Below are 17,484 nucleotides of genomic sequence, written 5' to 3'. Positions count from 1 at the left end.
ACTCAGCGAACCCTGACGCCCTCAGTCCAGCCTTTTTCGAGTGGATTCAGCAGCAGCTGGATCAGCTTGCGCCTGTCGGTTTGAATGTCCGCCTGCAAGCTCATTCCGGATTGCAAGGTCGGCGGCCGGCCCTTGACGACAATGCTGTCGCTATTCGCAGGCAAGGCGATCTGAACGCGGTACGTCAGGCCGCCGGCGCGGCTGTCGGAGCTGTCGGGGCCCAGCACCTGGCTGCCGGAGCCCGGCCGGCTCGAAGTGCTTTGCCTGTCGAGCGCCTGCGGATTCTGGAATTCAGCGTCGGCACTGATCCACTTGATTGTCCCCGGCACCGCCCCATACTGGGTGAACGGAAAACTGTCGAGCTTGACTTCGACCGGCTGGCCGATCCTGACGTAGCCGATGTCGTTGTTGCTCAAGAGCACTTCGGCGACCAATGGGGTGTTCTCGGGGACGATGGTCAGCAAGGGCTGATTGGCCGCCACAGCGCTACCCAGAGTCGTCACGCCGATGCTTTGGACGACCCCCGCAACCGGCGCGCGCAGGGTCTTCAAGGCATTGAGTTGCTGCGCCTTCGCGAATTCGGCCTGGAGAGCCGCGCCTTCCTTGCTGGCCTGCTCGACCTCGGCGAGTATCTGGACCTTGCGCTCCTGCTCCACCGCCGTCTGGCGGAAGCGCGCCTCCTGGAGGCCGGCGCGCAGTTGCGCGAGCGTCTGGGTCTGCGCCGCCAGGTCGTGTTCCAGGCTGACCACCTCCTGCTGCTGCTTGAGCCGCTCGGCTTCGCTGAAAAAGCCTTCCTTGACCAGGGCCAGGCTCTGCTGGTAGCGCCGATTGGCAAGATCGAAGTTGATTCGCAGCTTGGTGTGCGTTGCCTCTGCAGAGGTGATGGCTTTCGTCTTCTCGTCGACGGACGCCCGAGCCTCGGCCAGTTTGGCCTCGTACGCAGCCTCCCGCGCCTGGATCGTCGCCAACTGGCTTGGCGTCAGCGCCGGGAGAAGGGCCTTCGCCGGGGCATCGCTGCCGAACTCCGGCGGCAATCGCTGCCCCTTCAGTTCCACAGTGAGCCGCGCCATCTGCTGCTGGTTCTGCTGCAGCCGCTGCTGGCTGCTGGCGAGATCGGCTTGCGACATCGTGGGATCGAGTTCGATCAGAAGATCCCCTTCCTGCACTCTTTGTCCTTCGCGCACATGAATGGCCCGAACCAGAGCCGGCTCGATGGTTTGCAGCACTTTCACGCGACCATCGGGAATCAGACGGCCCGGCGCCGTCGCGACGATCTCGATCTCGCCGATGCAGGCCCAGCCGATCGCGCCCAACAGCAGCGCCGCCAACGCCCACAGCAGGCCGCTGGCCAGCGGCGCGGCCGGTGTCTCGACGATGGCGAGCGCCGGCGAGTGAAAGCTTCTTTCCTTTGCGTTCAGCATCATGCTCATCGGGCAACCTCCGCGGGCAGCGCGCGCTCCGCCCCGGGGAGCAGCGAATGCAGATGGGGTTGCCGATGCAGCGCATCCTGCTGCTGCATGGCCCACATCTTGGCAAAGGGGCCGTCCTGCGCGAGCAGATCCTGCATGGCGCCCTCCTCCACGACGCAACCACGGTCGAGCACGACGATCCGATGGCAGGCGCGCAAGGTGGAAAGACGATGGGCGATCATGATGACTGTGCGCCCGCGGCAGATGTGCGACATGTTGGCGTGAATGGCCAGTTCGCTCTCGACATCGAGCGCGCTGGTTGCCTCGTCCAGCAGCAGGATTCGGGGATCGCCGATCAACGCACGCGCGATCGCGATGCGCTGCCGCTGCCCCCCGGACAACATCGCGCCACGTTCGCCCACCTGGGTGTCGTAGCCCTGCGGCAGTCCGGCGATGAAATCGTGGGCGCCCGCCTGCCGGGCTGCGTTGACGATGCGCTCCAGCGGCATGCCGGGCTGGGCGATAGCAATGTTCTCCGCCACGGTTCCGCTGAACAGAAAGCTGTCCTGCAGCACCACCCCGATCTGGCGACGCAGACTTTGCGGGTCGCCGTGGGCGATGTCCTGCCCATCGACGAGCACGCGGCCCGATTCGACGGCATACAGCCGCTGGATCAGCCGTGTGAGGGTGGACTTTCCGCAGCCCGATCTGCCGACGATGCCCACCACCTCGCCAGGCTCCAAGGTGAGGCTCAGGTCACGCAAGACCAGCGGCGTCTCGGGCAGGTAGCGGAAATGCACGGATTGGAGTTCGATCCGGCCGCGCAGCAACGGCATAGCCTGCGTTTCGATGCCGATGGACTCGGCACGCGCGTTCATCAGGTCGCCCAAGCGGTCCACGGAGAGCTTGACCTGCTGAAAGTTCTGCCACAGGCCGACCAAGCGGGCGACCGGCTGCAGCACTTGGCCCGACAGCATCTGGAAGGCGATCAAGCCGCCGACGGAGAGTTCGTTCTTCATCACCAAGGTCGTCCCGACCCACAAGACCGCAAGCGTGATGGCGCGCTGCACTGCCTGCGACACGCTTTGCGCCGCGTTGCCGAACTTCTGGACGTCGAAGCCGGCCGTGACCTGCCGGGCCGCCAGCAGATCCCACTTGCGTTGCCAGATGGCACCAAGCGCCAAGCTCTTGACGGTATGGATTCCGTGAATGCTCTCGACGAGAAAGCTGCCGGCCTCCGCGCCGCGATCGAACTTGGCCTTCAAGGCACGCTCGAAGATCGGCTGCGCGATGAGGCTGATCAACGCGAGCAGGGGCAGCCCAACCAGGGCCACGATGGTCAGCTTGATGCTGTACAGCAGCATCACGGCAATGAAGATGCCGATGAACAACCCGTCCAGCAGCGTGGTGAGCGCGCTGCCGGTGAAGAATCCGCGAATGCTCTCGAGTTCGCGAGTGCGCGCCAGCGTGTCGCCGGCTTGGCGCTGTTCGAAATAGCGCAGGGGCAGGCTCAGGACGTGCCTGATCAGATCGCTGGACAAGCCCGCGTCGAGCCGAGCCGAGGTGTGCGCGAGCATGTAGCCGCGCAGCACGCCGGTCACCGCCTCGAACACGATGAGCCCCGCCATGCCGATGCCCAGCACGTGCAAGGTCGAAAGGCTCTTGTGCATCAGTACCTTGTCGATGATGACCTGGCTGAACAAGGGCGTCGTGAGTGCGACCAGTTGGAGCAGGAAGGCGCCGAGCAGCACCTGGCCCAATGGTTTGCGGTAGCGCCATAGCAGCGGAACGAACCAGCCCAGGTCGAAACGGGGGGGCGGGCTGCCGGGTTTGGTGGTGAGACGCAGCGGCTGATGGAAGGCCAGCGCCTCGGCAACGCCATCACGACCGAACTCGACAACCAGTTCTGCAAATCCCAGCCAGCGGAATTTCGCACTCCCTGGCTCCCACAGCAGGAACTCCTCCGTCGCTTCGGGCTGACGCGAGGCCGGGTCGCCCGGATCGACCGAAGGCTCAGCCGCCCGATTCGCAGTGCCGGGGAAACGACGCGCAACGATGGTTGCGACTTTTCCGTCTGGGCCGAGCACCAAGCTCGGAACAGGAACCAACGCGCCCGAGGCAGCATCCGCGCGTCCGAACCAGCGCCCGGCAGCACGACGCCGAAGTTCCACCCTCCTGGTCTTGAGGCCGAGCGACTGGGCAGCCCATCGGATGTCCTGGACGGTGACCGCAGTCGCCGGCTGCCACCCGAGCGACTGGCCGATGGCTCGGGGGGTCAGCCCTAGCGAAAAGTGCGCCGCGATGGGCTCCAGCGCGGACAAGGCAATCCGCGCAGGAAAAGAAGCAACGTGATCGTTCACCATGGAGCCAAGGTTCCGCGGCGAATCGAGCACCACGAGCGATGGCCGCGCATCTTGCGGCCGCTCGGTGCAGGCGAAGCGCCCAATGCGTCTACGTGGTCACGAAGATGCTTGTCTGTGCGACCTGCGACAACGTGACGTTGTGGAAAGTGATGCTCTGTCCGGCGTCGGAGAACACCACGTTGTGCCCGTCCTGGGCCATATGCGACATCGCATCTGAAGCGCTGCCGTAGCCGTACCCGCTGAACCAGAGCCGGTCGATGTTCTCCAGGCCGTAAACATCGTTGCTGCCACCAGCGTCGCTGTTGCGGAAAGAGAAGGCGTCTGAGCCCCGGCCGCCGATCATGACATCGTTGCCGGCACCGCCCTCGAGCCAATCGCCCCAGCTGCCGAAGCTGTTGGTCATATAGTTCTTGAACCCGAATGAGCTTGTGGAACGGAACTCCGCGGAATCGGAGAACCCCACAACCACGTCGGCTCGACTCATGCCATGGTTCAAGGCGTTCACCCAGTTCGACAAGCCGCCTGCGTCGGGTGCTCGATTCAAGACATTGTTGTACAGCAGCGTGACGAACTGCTCGTTGTTCAACGAGCCATAGGTCGCCTTGAATTCGGCGGATTCAACGAATCCTTTGGCCACTGAACCGAGCGATTGCGCGCCGGCGTCCAGGGCATTCATCCAATTGAGAAAGCCTGTCGAATCGGGGTTTCGATCCAACGTTGCCTGGTAGAGCCTGTAAATCTGACCCTGGTGCTCATTGCTGACTTGCGAGGTCACGTAGGCATCCGCCTCCAGGGCGGTATTGTTCTTGAACTCGGTCGAATCGGAGAAGCCAACGACCACGCTGGCACGGGAAACGCCCGAATTGAGCGCATGGACCCAGCTCGACAATCCAGTCGCATCGGGTGCGCGACCCAGGACGTTGCTGTACAGGAGCGTGACGAACTGGGTATTGTCGAGCCCGCCGTAGGTGGCCTGAAATTCGGGCGAGCCAATGAATTGCGAAGCGGCTGATTCCGCGGACATGCCGTGACCTAGTGCATAGGCCCAGCTTTCAAAACCCTTCACATCGGGGTCGCGGTTCAGGGTTGCGCGGTAAAGGCGATAGGCTGTTCCCCAAGTGCTGTCGGAGATTCCGGAAATCCCGTCGCCTCCGTTCAGCGTGTCGTTCCCATCGGCGCCGAACAAGACGTCGTGGCCCCAGCCGCCGTCGATGCTGTCATCACCTCCGTTGCCCATGAAACTGACATTCCAAGTGGCCCCGGTGGCGTCCATCGTGTCATTGAAATTCGATCCGCTGACGGAGTAGATCTGGGACAACGTGTCCAGGCCGCCCCATCCGTCAATGGCTGTGCCCCGTCGAAGATTCACGTTCACGCCCATAGGATCCTGGGAATAGAAAACCCAGACGTCCGAGCTTCCGTTTCCGAAGATGCTGTCGGAACCAGCGTCTCCCCAGATGAAGTCGGCGCCGGCGTCGCTGAAGATCATGTCGTTGCCCGAGCCGCCGAATAGGAAGTCATCGCCGGCACCGCCGCGGATGATGTCGTTCCCGTCGAAACCAGCGATGTTGTCGTGGCCCTCGAGCCCATTGATGGTGTCACCCGCCGATGTTCCCGTCAGGAAATCGTCCCCCGTGGTGCCATTGATAGTCGCCATCGTTCCTCCTGCTGAAGTATTGGATTTATTGCCGACGCTCACGAGCGCCGCGGGTCCGGGCACATCCACAGCGCCGAAACCGGCAGAGTGTAACGTCGTGTACGCGCGGTCGATTTGTCCAGAAGGACCATTGACGCGGCACTTTTGCACACCGCCCACAGGATTTACGCAGCAGCCCGTCGGGCCACAATCCCTTCCATGCAGCACAACTACATCGCCAACACCAGCGTCCCCTCCTCCTCCGGCCGCACCCTGCCGGTGATCGACCCTTCCGACGGGCAGCCCTTCGACGAACTGCAGCGCGGCAACGCGGCCGACATCGATGCCGCCGTGCGCGCGGCGCGCCATTGCTTCGAAACCCACTGGCACAAGAAGAGCGCGGCCGATCGCGGCCGGTTGCTCTACCTGCTCTCCCAGAAGATCGCCGCTCACGCCGACGAACTGGCACTCATCGAGCAGCGCGACTGCGGCAAGCCGGTCAAGCAGGCGCGCGCGGATGCGCTGGCGCTGGTGCGCTATTTCGAGTTCTATGCCGGCGCCTGCGACAAGCTGCACGGCGAGACCATCCCCTACCAGGAGGGTTACAGCGTCTTCACCTGGCGGGAGCCGCACGGCGTCACCGGCCACATCATTCCGTGGAACTACCCGATGCAGATCTTCGGCCGCAGCGTAGGCGGCGCGCTGGCCGCGGGCAACGTCTGCGTGGTCAAGCCCTCGGAAGACGCCTGCCTGTCGCTGATCCGCGTCGCGCAACTCGCGTCAGAGGTCGGCTTCCCGCCCGGAGCGATCAACATCGTGACCGGCTACGGCCACGAGGTCGGCGACGCGCTGGCGCGCCACGAGGGCATCGACCACATCAGCTTCACCGGCAGCCCCAAGGTGGGCACGCTGATCCAGCAGGTCGCGGCCGAACGCCACTGCCCGGTCACGCTCGAACTCGGCGGCAAGAGCCCGCAGATCATCTTTGCCGACGCCGACCTGGGCGCCGCCATTCCGGTGCTGATCAACGCCATCGTGCAGAACGCCGGCCAGACCTGCTCGGCCGGTTCGCGCGTGCTGATCGAGCGCGAGATCTACGAGCCGCTGCTCGAGCGGCTCGGCCGCGCCTTCGAGGCGCTGCGCGTCGGCCCCGCCGCGATGGACCTCGACGTCGGCCCGCTGATCCGCCAAACGCAGCAGCAGCGCGTCTGGGACTTTCTGTCCGATGCCCAACATGCCGGTATTCCGATGGTCGCGCAGGGCGTGGTGGTCGACGAGGCGCCGGAAACCGGCTTCTACCAGGCGCCGACCCTGCTGCGGGATGTGCCGGTCGGTCACCGCCTGGCGCAGGAAGAAGTCTTCGGCCCGGTGCTGGCCGCGATGGTGTTCAGCGACGAGGACGAGGCTGTGGCGCTCGCCAATGCCACGCAGTTCGGCCTGGTCGCCGGCATCTGGACCGAGAACGGCGCGCGCCAGTTCCGCATGGCCAAACGCGTGAAGAGCGGCCAGGTGTTCATCAACAACTATGGCGCCGGCGGGGGTGTGGAGCTGCCCTTCGGCGGCGTCAAGTCCTCGGGCTATGGCCGCGAGAAGGGGTTCGAGGCGCTCTACGGGTTCACCACATTGAAGACGGTGGCCGTGAAGCACGGTTGACCGGGGTCTAAGCCAGCGCGGTATCCAGCAGCATCATCAGCACGAAGCCCACCATCAGCCCACCCGTCGCGAAGGCCTCGTGGCCCTTGCGGTGGGACTCGGGGATGATCTCGTGGCTGATCACGAACAGCATCGCGCCGGCGGCAAAGCCCAGGCCCCAGGGCAGCAAGGCGGCCGATCCGCTCACGATCGCAGCGCCAAGCACCGCGCCCAAGGGTTCGACCAGGCCGGACGCCATGCCGAGCCCGACCGCAAAAGCCCGCCGGTAGCCCGCAGCCAGCAGCGCCACGGCAACCACCAGGCCCTCGGGCACGTCCTGGATCGCGATGCCGGTTGCCAGCGCGCTGCCGCGCAGCGCATCTCCGCCCGCGAAGCCAACGCCGATGGCCAAGCCTTCGGGGAGGTTGTGCAGCGCGATCGCGAACACGAACAGCCAAGTGCGACGGAGCACCTGTGCGTTGCGCCCCTCCACGCCCTTGATGAAATGCTCGTGCGGCAGCACGCGGTCCAGCACCAGCAGCGCGAGCGCGCCGAGCAGGATCGCGCTGCCAACGATGCCGCCGGCGCCCCACGCGTCCACACCTGTGGCGCGCGCGGCAGCAATGCCGGGAATGATCAGCGAGAAGGCGCTGGCCGCCAGCATCACCCCGGCGCCGAAGCCGAACAGCGTGTCCTGCGCGCGCTCCGACAGGCGCTGCGAGAACAGGATGGGGAGCGTGCCCAGCGCGGTCGCGAGCGCAGCCACCGAACCACCGGTCAAGGCCTGCAGAACCACCGGCCGGCTGGCCACGGACTGCCAGAGCTGCGCGCCCAGCACCAGCACGCCGGCCAGCACGATCGCGATGCCGACGAACTGCCGCAATGGCAGGCCGGGACGTTTGGCCGCGCCGATGAAGGATGAGCTGTTGTTGTTCATGGCTCAAATGATAGGAATTCTCATTTGATCCGTGCTTCAGCAATTTCAATCCCGGCGATAGGGCACCGGCGGCGAGCGAGGAGAAGAGCTGCCTACACTTGCGCGTTCCTCATAGACAAACCCGGAGACAACGAATGCGCGTCAAGGACAAATCCATCATCGTGACCGGCGCCGGCGGCGGCATCGGCGAAGGCATCGCAAGGCGGCTGGCGGCCGAGGGCGCGCAGGTCATCGTCAACGACATCAACGTCGCGCTCGGCGAACAAGTGGTCGAAGCCATCCTGCGCGCCGGCGGCCGGGCCTCCTTCTTCGCCGCCGACGTCACCCGATCGGCCGAAGTCAAGGCGCTGGTCGAGGCCGCGGTCCAGCGCCACGGCAAGCTCGACGTGATGGTCAACAACGCCGGCTGGACGCACCGCAACCGTCCGGCGCTCGAAGTGAGCGAGGACGAGTTCGACCGCTGCTACGCGGTCAACGTGAAGAGCATCTACCTGTCGACCGTGCACGCCGTGCCGGCATTCCGCGCCAATGGCGGCGGTTCCTTCATCAACATCGCCTCCACCGCCGGCGTGCGTCCGCGCCCGGGCCTCACCTGGTACAACGGCTCGAAGGGCGCGGTCATCACCACCAGCAAGTCGCTCGCCGCCGAATTCGGCCCCGACAACATTCGCGTGAATTGCATCAACCCGGTGTTCAATCCCGACACCGGCCTGGCCGCCGAGTTCGCCGGCGGGCCGATCACCGAAGAGCGCAAGGCGAAATTCCGCGCCACCATCCCGCTCGGCCGCTTCTCGACCGCGCTCGACGTGGCCAATGCGGCGCTCTACCTGGCCAGCGACGAGGCGTCCTTCATCAGCGGCGTCTGTATCGAGGTCGACGGCGCGCGCTGCGTGTAGGGCTGCGGTGCCGGGGAGGCGAAGGCGGCGCAGACCGCACGAACGAATCCCATCCACAACGAGGAGACAAGAATGACGAAGCCATTCAGGCGATACCTGTGCCACATCGCGGCCGGCCTCTTCTTCGCGGGGCCGCTGCTGGCCGCCGCGCAGTCGCTGCCGACCACCACGCCCGAGCGCGTCGGGCTGTCCACCGAGCGGCTGCAGATGATCACCGACGTGCTGAAGGCCGATGTGACCGCCGGCAAGATCCCCGGCGCCGTGCTCCTCGTGGCACGCGGCGGCAAGGTTGCCTGGTTCGAGGCCGTCGGCCGCCTCGACCCGGCCACCGGCACGCCGATGCCGCGCGACGGCATCTTCCGCATCTACTCGATGAGCAAGCCCATCACCACGGTCGCAGCGATGATGCTGATCGAAGACGGGCGCATGAAGCTGGACGACCCGGTCTCGATGTACCTGCCCGAGTACGCCAACATGACGGTCGGCGTCGAGAAGCCGGGCAGCGACAGCAAGCCGGTGCTCGATACCGTGCCGGCACGCCGGCCGATCAGGGTGCACGACCTGATGCGTCACACCTCGGGCCTCACCTACGGCTTCTTCGGCACGGGGCTGGTGAAGGAGGCCTACAACGCAGCCAACCTGCATGCCGGCGATCCGAGCAACGCCGAGTTCTCGCAACGCCTGGCCAAGCTGCCGCTGGCCTACCAGCCCGGCACCACCTGGGACTACAGCTACTCGACCGACATCCTCGGCCGCGTGGTCGAGGTGGTGTCGGGCCAGTCGCTCTACCAGTTCGAGAAAGCGCGCCTGCTCGACCCGCTCGGCATGAAGGACACCAGCTTTTACGTGAGCGATGCACAGCGCCAGCAGCGCATCGCCGAGCCGCTGGCGAACGACCGCAGCTTCGGCGTCGGCGCCGAGTTCAGCGACCCGCGCATCGTGCAGAAAGCCGAATCGGGCGGCGGCGGCATGGTGTCGACCGCCGCCGACTACGCGCGCTTCCTACAGATGCTGCTGAACGGCGGCACGCTCGACGGCAAGCGCTACCTCGGCTCACGCACGCTGGGCTTCATGGTGTCTGACCACGCCAACGGCGGCGCCGGCATCGCGCCCGGGCCGCTCTACCTGCCGGGCCCCGGCTACGGCTTCGGCCTGGGCTTTGCGGTGCGCCGCAGCGACGGCGAAGCGCCCTACCCGGCTGCCGCCGGCGAGTTCAACTGGGGCGGCGCCGGCGGCACCTACATGTGGGTGGACCCCGAGAACCAGATGTTCGTGGTGCTCATGCTGCAGTCGCCCAAGCACCGCGTGCACTACCGCAGCCTGCTGCGCAACATGATCTACGCCGCCGTGGTCAAGTAGCCCTGGAACGGCAACCGGCCGGCCTATGCGTTAAATTGCCCTTCCCCATGAAGAAGCATGTCGTCCCCGTTTCCGAGATCGGCCGCGCCCGCCGCGTGGCGGCACCGGAGCGCGCCGTGCCGGCCACCGGCGTGCTGCTCGACCGGCTTTCGCGTCCGCTCACCGACCTGCGCATCAGCGTCACCGACCGCTGCAACTTCCGCTGCAGCTATTGCATGCCGAAGGAAGTATTCGACAAGGACTACCAGTACCTGCCCCACAGCGCCCTCTTGAGCTTCGAGGAGATCACGCGGCTGGCGCGCATCTTTGCAACGCATGGCGTGCACAAGATCCGGCTTACCGGCGGCGAGCCGCTGCTGCGCAAGAACCTGGAGGTGCTCGTCGAGCAACTGGCCGCCATTCGCACCCCGCAGGGCGCGCCGCTGGACCTCACGCTGACCACCAACGGTTCGCTGCTGGCGCGCAAGGCCGAAGCGCTGAAAGCCGCCGGCCTCAATCGCGTGACCGTGAGCCTCGACGGCCTCGACGACGCGGTGTTTCGCAGCATGAACGACGTCGACTTTCCGGTGGCCCAGGTTCTCGCAGGCATCGATGCGGCCCACGCCGCCGGCCTCGGCCCGATCAAGGTCAACATGGTGGTCAAGCGCGGCACCAACGAGCAGGAGATCCTGCCGATGGCGCGCCGCTTCCGCGGCACCGGCGTGGTGCTGCGCTTCATCGAATACATGGATGTCGGCGCCACCAACGGCTGGCGCATGGACGAGGTGCTGCCCTCGGCCGAGGTGGTGGCGCGCATCGCCGAAGAATTCCCGCTCGCGCCGCTCGAAGCCAGCGCGCCGGGCGAAACCGCGCAGCGCTGGGCCTACCGCGACGGCGGCGGCGAGATCGGCGTCATCAGCAGCGTGACGCAGGCCTTCTGCCACGACTGCAGCCGCGCGCGCCTGTCGACAGAAGGCAAGCTCTACCTGTGCCTGTTCGCCAGCAGCGGGCACGATCTGCGCCCGCTCCTGCGCGGCGATGCCGACGATGCGCAGATCACCTCCGCCATCGGCCACATCTGGCAGGGGCGCAGCGACCGCTATTCCGAACTGCGTGCATTGCGCGGCCCCGACATGGATGCGGCCGCGCCGCGCCGCGTCGAGATGAGCTACATCGGCGGATGAGCACTCCTACTTCCATCGCGGCCAGCGAGATCACCGGCCTCGTGCTCGCCGGCGGGCGCGGCTCCCGCATGGGCGGCATCGACAAGGGCCTGCAGAGCTTCAACGGCACGCCGCTCGCGATGCATGCGCTGATGCGTCTCGGCATGCAGGTCGGCGAGCTGATGGTCAATGCCAACCGCAACCTGTCGGCCTACGAATCCTTCGGCGCACCGGTCTGGCCCGACGGCCTGGCGGACTACGCCGGGCCGCTGGCCGGTTTCCTGACCGGGTTGGAGCGCTGCGAAACGCCCTACCTGCTCACCGTGCCCTGCGACACGCCGCTGTTCCCGCTCGACCTGGCAAGCCGCCTGGGCGAGGCCTTGCTGGCAGACGATGCCGAGATCGCCATGGTGAGCGCGCCTGAACTCGCGGCCGAGGCCGATGGTGCTTCGGCGCTGCGTCCGCAGCCCGTGTTCTGCCTGCTGCGCGCCACGCTGCTCGAAAGCCTGGTCCGCTTCACCCAGGACGGCGGCCGCAAGATTGACAAGTGGACCGCGCAGCACCGCACGGTGCTGGTGCCCTTCGACCGGCCCGGCGACGCGCCCGATGCGTTCTTCAACGCCAACACCCTGACCGAGCTGCACGCGCTCGAAAGACGATGAGCCGCATCGCCGAGATCGCCGCCGCCCTGGCCGGCTACGACCCCAAGGCCCTGGGCGTCGACGCCGTGCAGGCCTTCCTGGCGCGTCTCGCCGGACCAGCCGTCGTCACGCAAAGCGAGCGCATCGCACTGCGCGACGCGCTTGGCCGGGTGCTGGCCGAGGACATCATCTCGCCCGTCAGCGTGCCGCCGCACGACAACTCGGCGATGGACGGCTTCGCCTTCGACGGCGCGCTGCTTCCCGCCGACCCCTCGAGCGATGCCTCGGTGAGCCTGCACGTGGTGGGCACGGCGCTGGCCGGCGCCGCCTGGCGCGGCACGCTCGGCGCGGGCGACGCCGTCAAGATCATGACCGGCGCCATGATGCCCGCCGGCCTCGACACCGTGATACCGCAGGAATTCTGTTTTGTCGAAGGCGAGCAGGTCCGCTTCCCGGCCAAGGTGCTGCGCCGCGGCGACAACCGCCGCCTGGCCGGCGAGGACCTGATGCAGGGCAAGGCCGCACTGCAACGCGGCGAGCGCCTCTCGCCCGCTGCGCTGGGCATGGTCGCGAGCCTCGGATTGCCGATGGTGCCGGTACTGCGGCGCCTGCGCGTCGCCTACTTCTCCACCGGCGACGAAATCCTCAGCCTCGGCGAGCTGCCGCGTGAAGGCGCGGTCTACGACAGCAACCGCTACACCGTGTTCGGCCTGCTCACGCGGCTCGGCTGCGAAGTGATCGACCTGGGCCTTGTGCGCGACGATCCCGCGGCACTGGCCGACACGCTGCGCCGCGCCGCCCGCGAGGCCGACGCGATCATCACCAGCGGCGGCGTCAGCGTCGGCGAAGCCGATCACACGCGCGCCGTGATGCAGCAGCAGGGCGACATGGCCTTCTGGCGCGTCGCGATGCGGCCCGGCCGTCCGATGGCGGTCGGACTCATCCCCAAGCAAAGCGAAGCCGAGGGCACGGCCGTGCTGTTCGGCCTGCCGGGCAATCCAGTGGCCGTGATGGTCACCTTTCTCGCCTTCGTGCGCCCGGCTCTGCTTCGAATGATGGGCTGCCACGCCGCCGGCTGCGCGCCGCCGCCCATGCTGCGCGCCAGGAGCGTGGCCGCGATCCGCAAGAAGCCGGGGCGCACCGAGTACCAGCGCGGCCGGGTAGAGGCGGTGCCGGGATCGCTGCCCGAGGTCCGCATCGCCGGCAACCAGGGCTCCGGCGTGCTCAGCTCGATGGTCGAGGCCAACGGCCTCGTGGTGCTGCACCACGAGCAGGGCAGCGTGGCCGCGGGTGACGCGGTCGACGTGATGATGTTCGACGGGGTCGTCTAGGCCCAACCGGAGATGCGCATGCTCGCAGCGCGAATCGAATTGATGCAGCAGATGCCGATCTTCGGCGCCATCGCCGCAGAGGCCATCGAATTCCTGCTGGAGCCGGCGCCGGTGGTGCGGGTCGCGGGCGGCGACTTCTTTTGCCGCGAAGGCGATATGGCCGACGGCATGTACGTGCTCGAAAGCGGCCGTGTGACGATATCGAAAAGCTGGCGGGGCCGTCAGCTGCTGCTGCGCCGCCTCGGCCAGGGCGACTGCTTCGGCGAGATGGCGCTGCTCGATCTGTTCCCGCGCAGCGCCTCGGTGCGCGCCGACGAGGACTGCAGCGCCATCCGCATCACGCCAGACAACCTGCTGCGCCTGTTCGAGCACGACGCCGAGCAGTTCGCGTTGATCCAAATGAACATCGGTCGCGAGATCAGCCGCCGCTTGCGTGCGACCGACGAGATCCTGTTCCGGGCACGGATGGGGGAGCCGCTGGATGCGCCCGAGCACCTCCACACGCTGCCGGGTCCTCTTCGCTAAAGCCGCCCGAGCGCCCGCTCCACGCCCTTGTTCGCCAGCATGTCCGCACGTTCGTTGCCGACATCGCCCGAGTGCCCCTTGACCCAGCGCCACTCGATCTGGTGGCCTCCCTCCGCTACCAGCTTGTCGAGCTCCTGCCAGAGTTCGACGTTCTTCACCGGCTGCTTGGTCGAAGTGCGCCAGCCCTTCGCCTTCCAGCCGCGGATCCATTCGGTGATGCCCATGCGCACGTACTGGCTGTCGAGGTAGAGCACGACCTTGCAGGGGCGCTTGAGCGCGCGCAGGCCTTCGATCACGGCCTGAAGTTCCATGCGGTTGTTGGTGGTGTTGAGCTCGCCGCCGAAGAGTTCCTTCTCGGTGGCACCCGACTTCAGCCATGCACCCCAGCCGCCCGGGCCAGGATTGCCCTTGCAGGCGCCGTCGGTGTAGATCTGTACTTCGTTCAAAAAAAGACTTCCTCGTTGTGATCGGTGACCGCATCGCGGTGCACCTTGCCCGCGATCGGCACCGGCGCGCTCGCGCGCTGGGCCGCGCGCCGCCATTCGGCGCTCAAGAGCCGCATGCCGCGCACCCGCTTGACCGCGACCAGAAAATAGACCGCGCCGAAGATCGGCCACCAACGCTCGCCGGCGGTATCGAACCAGCGGCAGCGCTCCAGCCAGGCCTCGCTGCGCACCGCCGGCCGGTAGATGCCGAAATTCCCCGACTCGACTTCGAAGCTCAGCAAGCGCAGCCAGTCGCGCATGCGCCGGTAGCCGATGAAGTCGCCGGACTCGGGCAGGAACAGCTCGCCGAAGCCCAGTCGCCGGTAAAGATGTGCGCGGCGCTGCCGCATTCCCCAGAGGCTGGCCGGATTGAGACCGCAGATGACGACGCGGCCTTCCGGCACCAGCACGCGCTCGACCTCGCGCAGCGTCGCATGGGGGTCGTTGCTGAGTTCGAGCGCATGCGGCAGCAGGACCAGGTCGAGGCTGTTGGCCGAAAAGGGCAGCGCCGTGAAGTCGGTGACCAGCGCGCTCTTCGCCGCCAGCGAGGGATCGTCCAACGCCTGCCAGCGATGCGGCATGCGGTTGGTGCGCAGCCCGTCGACCTCGGCCAACCCCAGCTGCAGCGCGTGATATCCGAAGACATCGGCCACCGCCAGGTCGAACTGGGCCTGCTCCCAGGCCAGCAGATAGCGGCCGGGGGGGGTATCGAACCAATCATGCAAACCTATAATTTGACCGCTCATGACCCTCGTTCCGCTGCCCGCCTTTGCCGACAACTACATCTGGATGCTGCAGAACGGTCGCAACGCGATCGTGGTGGACCCGGGGGAGGCCGCGCCGGTGTTCGAAGCACTGGAACGCGGCAATCTGCAGCTGGCCGCGATTCTAGTCACGCACCACCACCCCGATCACACAGGCGGCGTCGCTGCGCTGCACGCCGCCACCGGCGCACAGGTCTTCGGTCCGGCGCGCGAGTCGGTTCCGGCGCCCTTCACGCGGCTCGCGCAGGGCGACCACGCCGAAGTGCTGGGCCTGCGCTTCGAGGTCATCGACATCCCGGGCCATACCGCGGGCCACATCGCTTTCTTCCTGCCGGCCGATGCGCGCAACGCCGCGGCCGGCGAATTCGCGCCGCTGCTCTTCTGTGGCGATACGCTGTTCTCCGCCGGCTGCGGACGCCTGTTCGAGGGCACGCCCGCGCAGATGCTGGCCTCGCTCGACGCGTTGGCCGCGCTGCCCGGCGATACCCGCGTGTGCTGCGGCCACGAATACACACTTGCCAACCTTCGATTCGCGCAGACCGTGGAACCCGGCAACGCCGATCTGACTCAGTACACCGCGCATTGCGAAGCATTGCGCGCGCGCGGTGAACCTACGCTGCCCTCGCAGCTAGCCATCGAGCGCAGTATCAATCCCTTTCTTCGCAGCCGCGAAGCCACTGTCCTCCGAGCGGTCCACGCGCACGCCGGCCTCTCCGCGCAAGCCGCGGAAGCCGAAGTGTTCGCCGCACTGCGCCAATGGAAAAACGACTTCCGATGAAATTTATCGTTGCTGCCTGCCTCGCAGGCTCCCTGTTCCTTGCAGGCTGCGCGAGCACCACCACCGGCACGAGTCCCCCCTCTTCCGCTCCCACGACCTCACCCACCGCTTCCAGCACCGCTGCAGCGGCGCCGGTCTATCCCGGCGGACCGCTCACGCCCATCACCTCGAGCGACACCAGATCGCGTTCCGTCGTCACGCTCGCGCCGCCGGCCGACATGTGGGAACGCATCCGCCGCGGCTTCAAGATGCCGAACCTGCAAAGCGATCTCGTCACCGACCGCGAGCAGTGGTATGCGAGCCGGCCCGACTACATGCAGCGCATGACCGAGCGCTCGAGCCGCTACATCTTCCACATCGTCGAAGAGCTGGAGCGCCGCGACATGCCGACCGAGCTCGCGCTGCTGCCCTACATCGAAAGCGCGTTCAACCCGCAAGCGATCTCCAGCGCCAAGGCCGCGGGCATGTGGCAGTTCATGCCCGCCACCGGCACCGACTTCGATCTCAAGCAGAACATCTTCCGCGACGACCGGCGCGACGTGGTCGCCTCCACCCGCGCGGCGCTCGACTACCTGCAGAAGCTCTACGGCATGTTCGGCGACTGGCACCTCGCGCTCGCCGCCTACAACTGGGGCGAAGGCAGCGTCGGCCGAGCGATCGCCAAGAACAAGCGCGCCGGCCTGCCCACCGGGTACACCGATCTTTCGATGCCGGCCGAGACGCGGTACTACGTGCCGAAGCTGCAGGCGGTCAAGAACATCGTCGCCAATCCCGAGCGCTTCAACGCCGACCTGCCGCTGATCGCCAATCACCCCTATTTCCAGACCGTGACGCTCAAGCGCGACCTCGATGTGGCGCTGGCGGCCAAGCTGGCCGACGTGAAGATCGAGGACTTCCGCGCGCTCAATCCGTCCGCGCACAAACCGGTGCTGCTGGCCGCGGGCACGCCCGAGATCCTGCTGCCCTGGGACAACGCCGCCGTGTTCCAGCGCAACTTCGAGGCCTACACCCAGGGGCAGTACGCAAGCTGGACCGCCTGGACCGTGCCCTCGACGATGACCGTGGCCGACGCCGCCCAGCGCGCCGGCATGAGCGAGTCCGACCTGCGCGCCATCAACAGCGTGCCGCCGCGCATGCTCATCAAGGCCGGCTCCACGCTGATCGTGCCGCGCGGCGCGCGCGTGCAGGAAGACGTCGATGCGGCGGTCGCCGACACCGGCCACCTGAGCTTCCAGCCCGAGATGGTCACGCGCCGCACGCTCGTGAAGGCCGGCCGCAACGACAGCGTCGCGAGCATCGCGCGCCGCTACCGCCTCAGCGCCGCCAGCGTCGCCGAATGGAACGACGTGAAGACCAGCCACGCCTTCCAGCGCGGCGTCCGGGTCGTGGTCTACCTGCCGGTGAAGGCCGCGGCTGCCCAACGCGTGGGCCGCGGCGCTCGCTCCAGCACCGTGATCGTGACCAGCAAGCGCGGCGGCGGCGTGGTCAAGACCAGTGCCGGCAAGGCCGCGCCCGCAGCGAAGGCGTCCAAGGTCGTGCGCGAGAAGCGCGGCGGCACGCCTGCTAAGAAGAAGAAGCGCTGAGAG

15 protein-coding genes are annotated in these 17,484 nt (G+C 66.8%); 9 read left to right on the top strand and 6 right to left on the bottom strand.

Features of this window, described 5'->3' with window-relative positions; genetic code table 11:
* Positions 1-2: 2 nt before the first annotated feature.
* The 3 genes from EJI01_RS00275 to EJI01_RS00265 all read right to left on the bottom strand — a co-directional run bounded on the left by EJI01_RS00275 (position 3) and on the right by EJI01_RS00265 (position 5,429).
* Positions 3-1,430: an HlyD family type I secretion periplasmic adaptor subunit gene (locus tag EJI01_RS00275; protein ID WP_126835122.1), complete on the bottom strand. Its 1,428-nt coding sequence runs from the start codon at positions 1,428-1,430 to the stop codon at positions 3-5.
* A complete protein-coding gene (locus EJI01_RS00270; protein ID WP_185878770.1) occupies positions 1,427-3,730 on the bottom strand; it encodes a peptidase domain-containing ABC transporter in 2,304 nt (767 codons plus the stop codon). The genes EJI01_RS00275 and EJI01_RS00270 overlap by 4 nt, the downstream gene beginning before the upstream one ends.
* A 130-nt stretch (positions 3,731-3,860) precedes the next feature.
* The gene (locus EJI01_RS00265; protein ID WP_126835120.1) at positions 3,861-5,429 is read right to left on the bottom strand and encodes a DUF4214 domain-containing protein; all 1,569 of its coding nucleotides are present in this window, start codon (positions 5,427-5,429) and stop codon (positions 3,861-3,863) included.
* Positions 5,430-5,627: 198 nt separating this feature from the next.
* On the opposite strand from EJI01_RS00265, the gene EJI01_RS00260 reads away from it, so the two are divergent.
* Positions 5,628-7,061 (top strand): aldehyde dehydrogenase family protein, encoded by a 1,434-nt coding sequence (locus EJI01_RS00260; RefSeq protein ID WP_126835119.1) that lies wholly within the window; start codon positions 5,628-5,630, stop codon positions 7,059-7,061.
* 7 nt (positions 7,062-7,068) lie between these two features.
* Here EJI01_RS00260 and EJI01_RS00255 read toward each other — a convergent pair whose 3' ends face one another.
* A complete protein-coding gene (locus EJI01_RS00255) occupies positions 7,069-7,977 on the bottom strand; it encodes a ZIP family metal transporter (protein ID WP_126835118.1) in 909 nt (302 codons plus the stop codon).
* 134 nt (positions 7,978-8,111) lie between these two features.
* Between EJI01_RS00255 and EJI01_RS00250 the strand changes: the two genes are divergently transcribed.
* The 6 genes from EJI01_RS00250 (at position 8,112) to EJI01_RS00225 (ending at position 13,871) form a co-directional block, all read left to right on the top strand.
* On the top strand, positions 8,112-8,873 hold the full coding sequence (locus EJI01_RS00250) for an SDR family oxidoreductase (RefSeq protein WP_126835117.1): 762 nt from the start codon (positions 8,112-8,114) through the stop codon (positions 8,871-8,873).
* Between the two features lie 72 nt (positions 8,874-8,945).
* A complete protein-coding gene (locus tag EJI01_RS00245; protein WP_126835116.1) occupies positions 8,946-10,232 on the top strand; it encodes a serine hydrolase domain-containing protein in 1,287 nt (428 codons plus the stop codon).
* A 47-nt stretch (positions 10,233-10,279) separates the two neighbouring features.
* A complete protein-coding gene (gene moaA, locus EJI01_RS00240) occupies positions 10,280-11,395 on the top strand; it encodes a GTP 3',8-cyclase MoaA (RefSeq protein ID WP_126835115.1) in 1,116 nt (371 codons plus the stop codon).
* Entirely contained in the window at positions 11,392-12,036 is a 645-nt protein-coding gene (gene mobA / locus EJI01_RS00235; RefSeq protein ID WP_126835114.1) for a molybdenum cofactor guanylyltransferase MobA, read from the top strand. Before moaA ends, mobA begins: the two co-directional genes overlap by 4 nt.
* On the top strand, positions 12,033-13,346 hold the full coding sequence (gene glp / locus EJI01_RS00230; protein ID WP_126835113.1) for a gephyrin-like molybdotransferase Glp: 1,314 nt from the start codon (positions 12,033-12,035) through the stop codon (positions 13,344-13,346). Before mobA ends, glp begins: the two co-directional genes overlap by 4 nt.
* An 18-nt stretch (positions 13,347-13,364) precedes the next feature.
* Positions 13,365-13,871 carry a Crp/Fnr family transcriptional regulator gene (locus EJI01_RS00225; RefSeq protein ID WP_126835112.1) on the top strand — a complete coding sequence of 169 codons (507 nt, stop codon included), beginning with the start codon at positions 13,365-13,367 and terminating at the stop codon, positions 13,869-13,871.
* Here EJI01_RS00225 and rnhA read toward each other — a convergent pair.
* Positions 13,868-14,317, bottom strand: a complete 450-nt coding sequence (rnhA, locus tag EJI01_RS00220) for a ribonuclease HI (RefSeq protein WP_126835111.1) — start codon at positions 14,315-14,317, stop codon at positions 13,868-13,870. The genes EJI01_RS00225 and rnhA overlap by 4 nt on opposite strands.
* Positions 14,314-15,102, bottom strand: a complete 789-nt coding sequence (locus EJI01_RS00215; RefSeq protein WP_260602251.1) for a class I SAM-dependent methyltransferase — start codon at positions 15,100-15,102, stop codon at positions 14,314-14,316. The genes rnhA and EJI01_RS00215 overlap by 4 nt, the downstream gene beginning before the upstream one ends.
* On the opposite strand from EJI01_RS00215, the gene gloB reads away from it, so the two are divergent.
* Both gloB and EJI01_RS00205 read left to right on the top strand, forming a co-directional pair.
* Positions 15,101-15,898: a hydroxyacylglutathione hydrolase gene (gene gloB / locus EJI01_RS00210; protein ID WP_126835110.1), complete on the top strand. Its 798-nt coding sequence runs from the start codon at positions 15,101-15,103 to the stop codon at positions 15,896-15,898. The two genes, EJI01_RS00215 and gloB, sit on opposite strands and share 2 nt — an antisense overlap.
* Positions 15,895-17,481 (top strand): transglycosylase SLT domain-containing protein, encoded by a 1,587-nt coding sequence (locus EJI01_RS00205; RefSeq protein WP_126835109.1) that lies wholly within the window; start codon positions 15,895-15,897, stop codon positions 17,479-17,481. Before gloB ends, EJI01_RS00205 begins: the two co-directional genes overlap by 4 nt.
* Positions 17,482-17,484 lie beyond the last annotated feature (3 nt).

This window comes from Variovorax sp. MHTC-1, from assembly GCF_003984645.1.
Taxonomy (GTDB): Bacteria; Pseudomonadota; Gammaproteobacteria; order Burkholderiales; family Burkholderiaceae_C; genus Variovorax.
Note: the sequence above shows the minus strand (reverse complement) of the source record. Positions and strands in the feature narration are given on the sequence as shown.

What these genes read in the sequence shown, in the direction of transcription:
- EJI01_RS00275 (WP_126835122.1), bottom strand. Translation starts at nt 1,430, where the DNA reads ATGAGCATGATGCTGAACGCAAAGGAAAGAAGCTTTCACTCGCCGGCG.
- EJI01_RS00265 (WP_126835120.1), bottom strand. Translation starts at nt 5,429, where the DNA reads ATGGCGACTATCAATGGCACCACGGGGGACGATTTCCTGACGGGAACA.
- EJI01_RS00260 (WP_126835119.1), top strand. Translation starts at nt 5,628, where the DNA reads ATGCAGCACAACTACATCGCCAACACCAGCGTCCCCTCCTCCTCCGGC.
- EJI01_RS00255 (WP_126835118.1), bottom strand. Translation starts at nt 7,977, where the DNA reads ATGAACAACAACAGCTCATCCTTCATCGGCGCGGCCAAACGTCCCGGC.
- EJI01_RS00250 (WP_126835117.1), top strand. Translation starts at nt 8,112, where the DNA reads ATGCGCGTCAAGGACAAATCCATCATCGTGACCGGCGCCGGCGGCGGC.
- EJI01_RS00245 (WP_126835116.1), top strand. Translation starts at nt 8,946, where the DNA reads ATGACGAAGCCATTCAGGCGATACCTGTGCCACATCGCGGCCGGCCTC.
- moaA (WP_126835115.1), top strand. Translation starts at nt 10,280, where the DNA reads ATGAAGAAGCATGTCGTCCCCGTTTCCGAGATCGGCCGCGCCCGCCGC.
- mobA (WP_126835114.1), top strand. Translation starts at nt 11,392, where the DNA reads ATGAGCACTCCTACTTCCATCGCGGCCAGCGAGATCACCGGCCTCGTG.
- glp (WP_126835113.1), top strand. Translation starts at nt 12,033, where the DNA reads ATGAGCCGCATCGCCGAGATCGCCGCCGCCCTGGCCGGCTACGACCCC.
- EJI01_RS00225 (WP_126835112.1), top strand. Translation starts at nt 13,365, where the DNA reads ATGCTCGCAGCGCGAATCGAATTGATGCAGCAGATGCCGATCTTCGGC.
- gloB (WP_126835110.1), top strand. Translation starts at nt 15,101, where the DNA reads ATGACCCTCGTTCCGCTGCCCGCCTTTGCCGACAACTACATCTGGATG.
- EJI01_RS00215 (WP_260602251.1), bottom strand. Translation starts at nt 15,102, where the DNA reads ATGAGCGGTCAAATTATAGGTTTGCATGATTGGTTCGATACCCCCCCC.
- EJI01_RS00205 (WP_126835109.1), top strand. Translation starts at nt 15,895, where the DNA reads ATGAAATTTATCGTTGCTGCCTGCCTCGCAGGCTCCCTGTTCCTTGCA.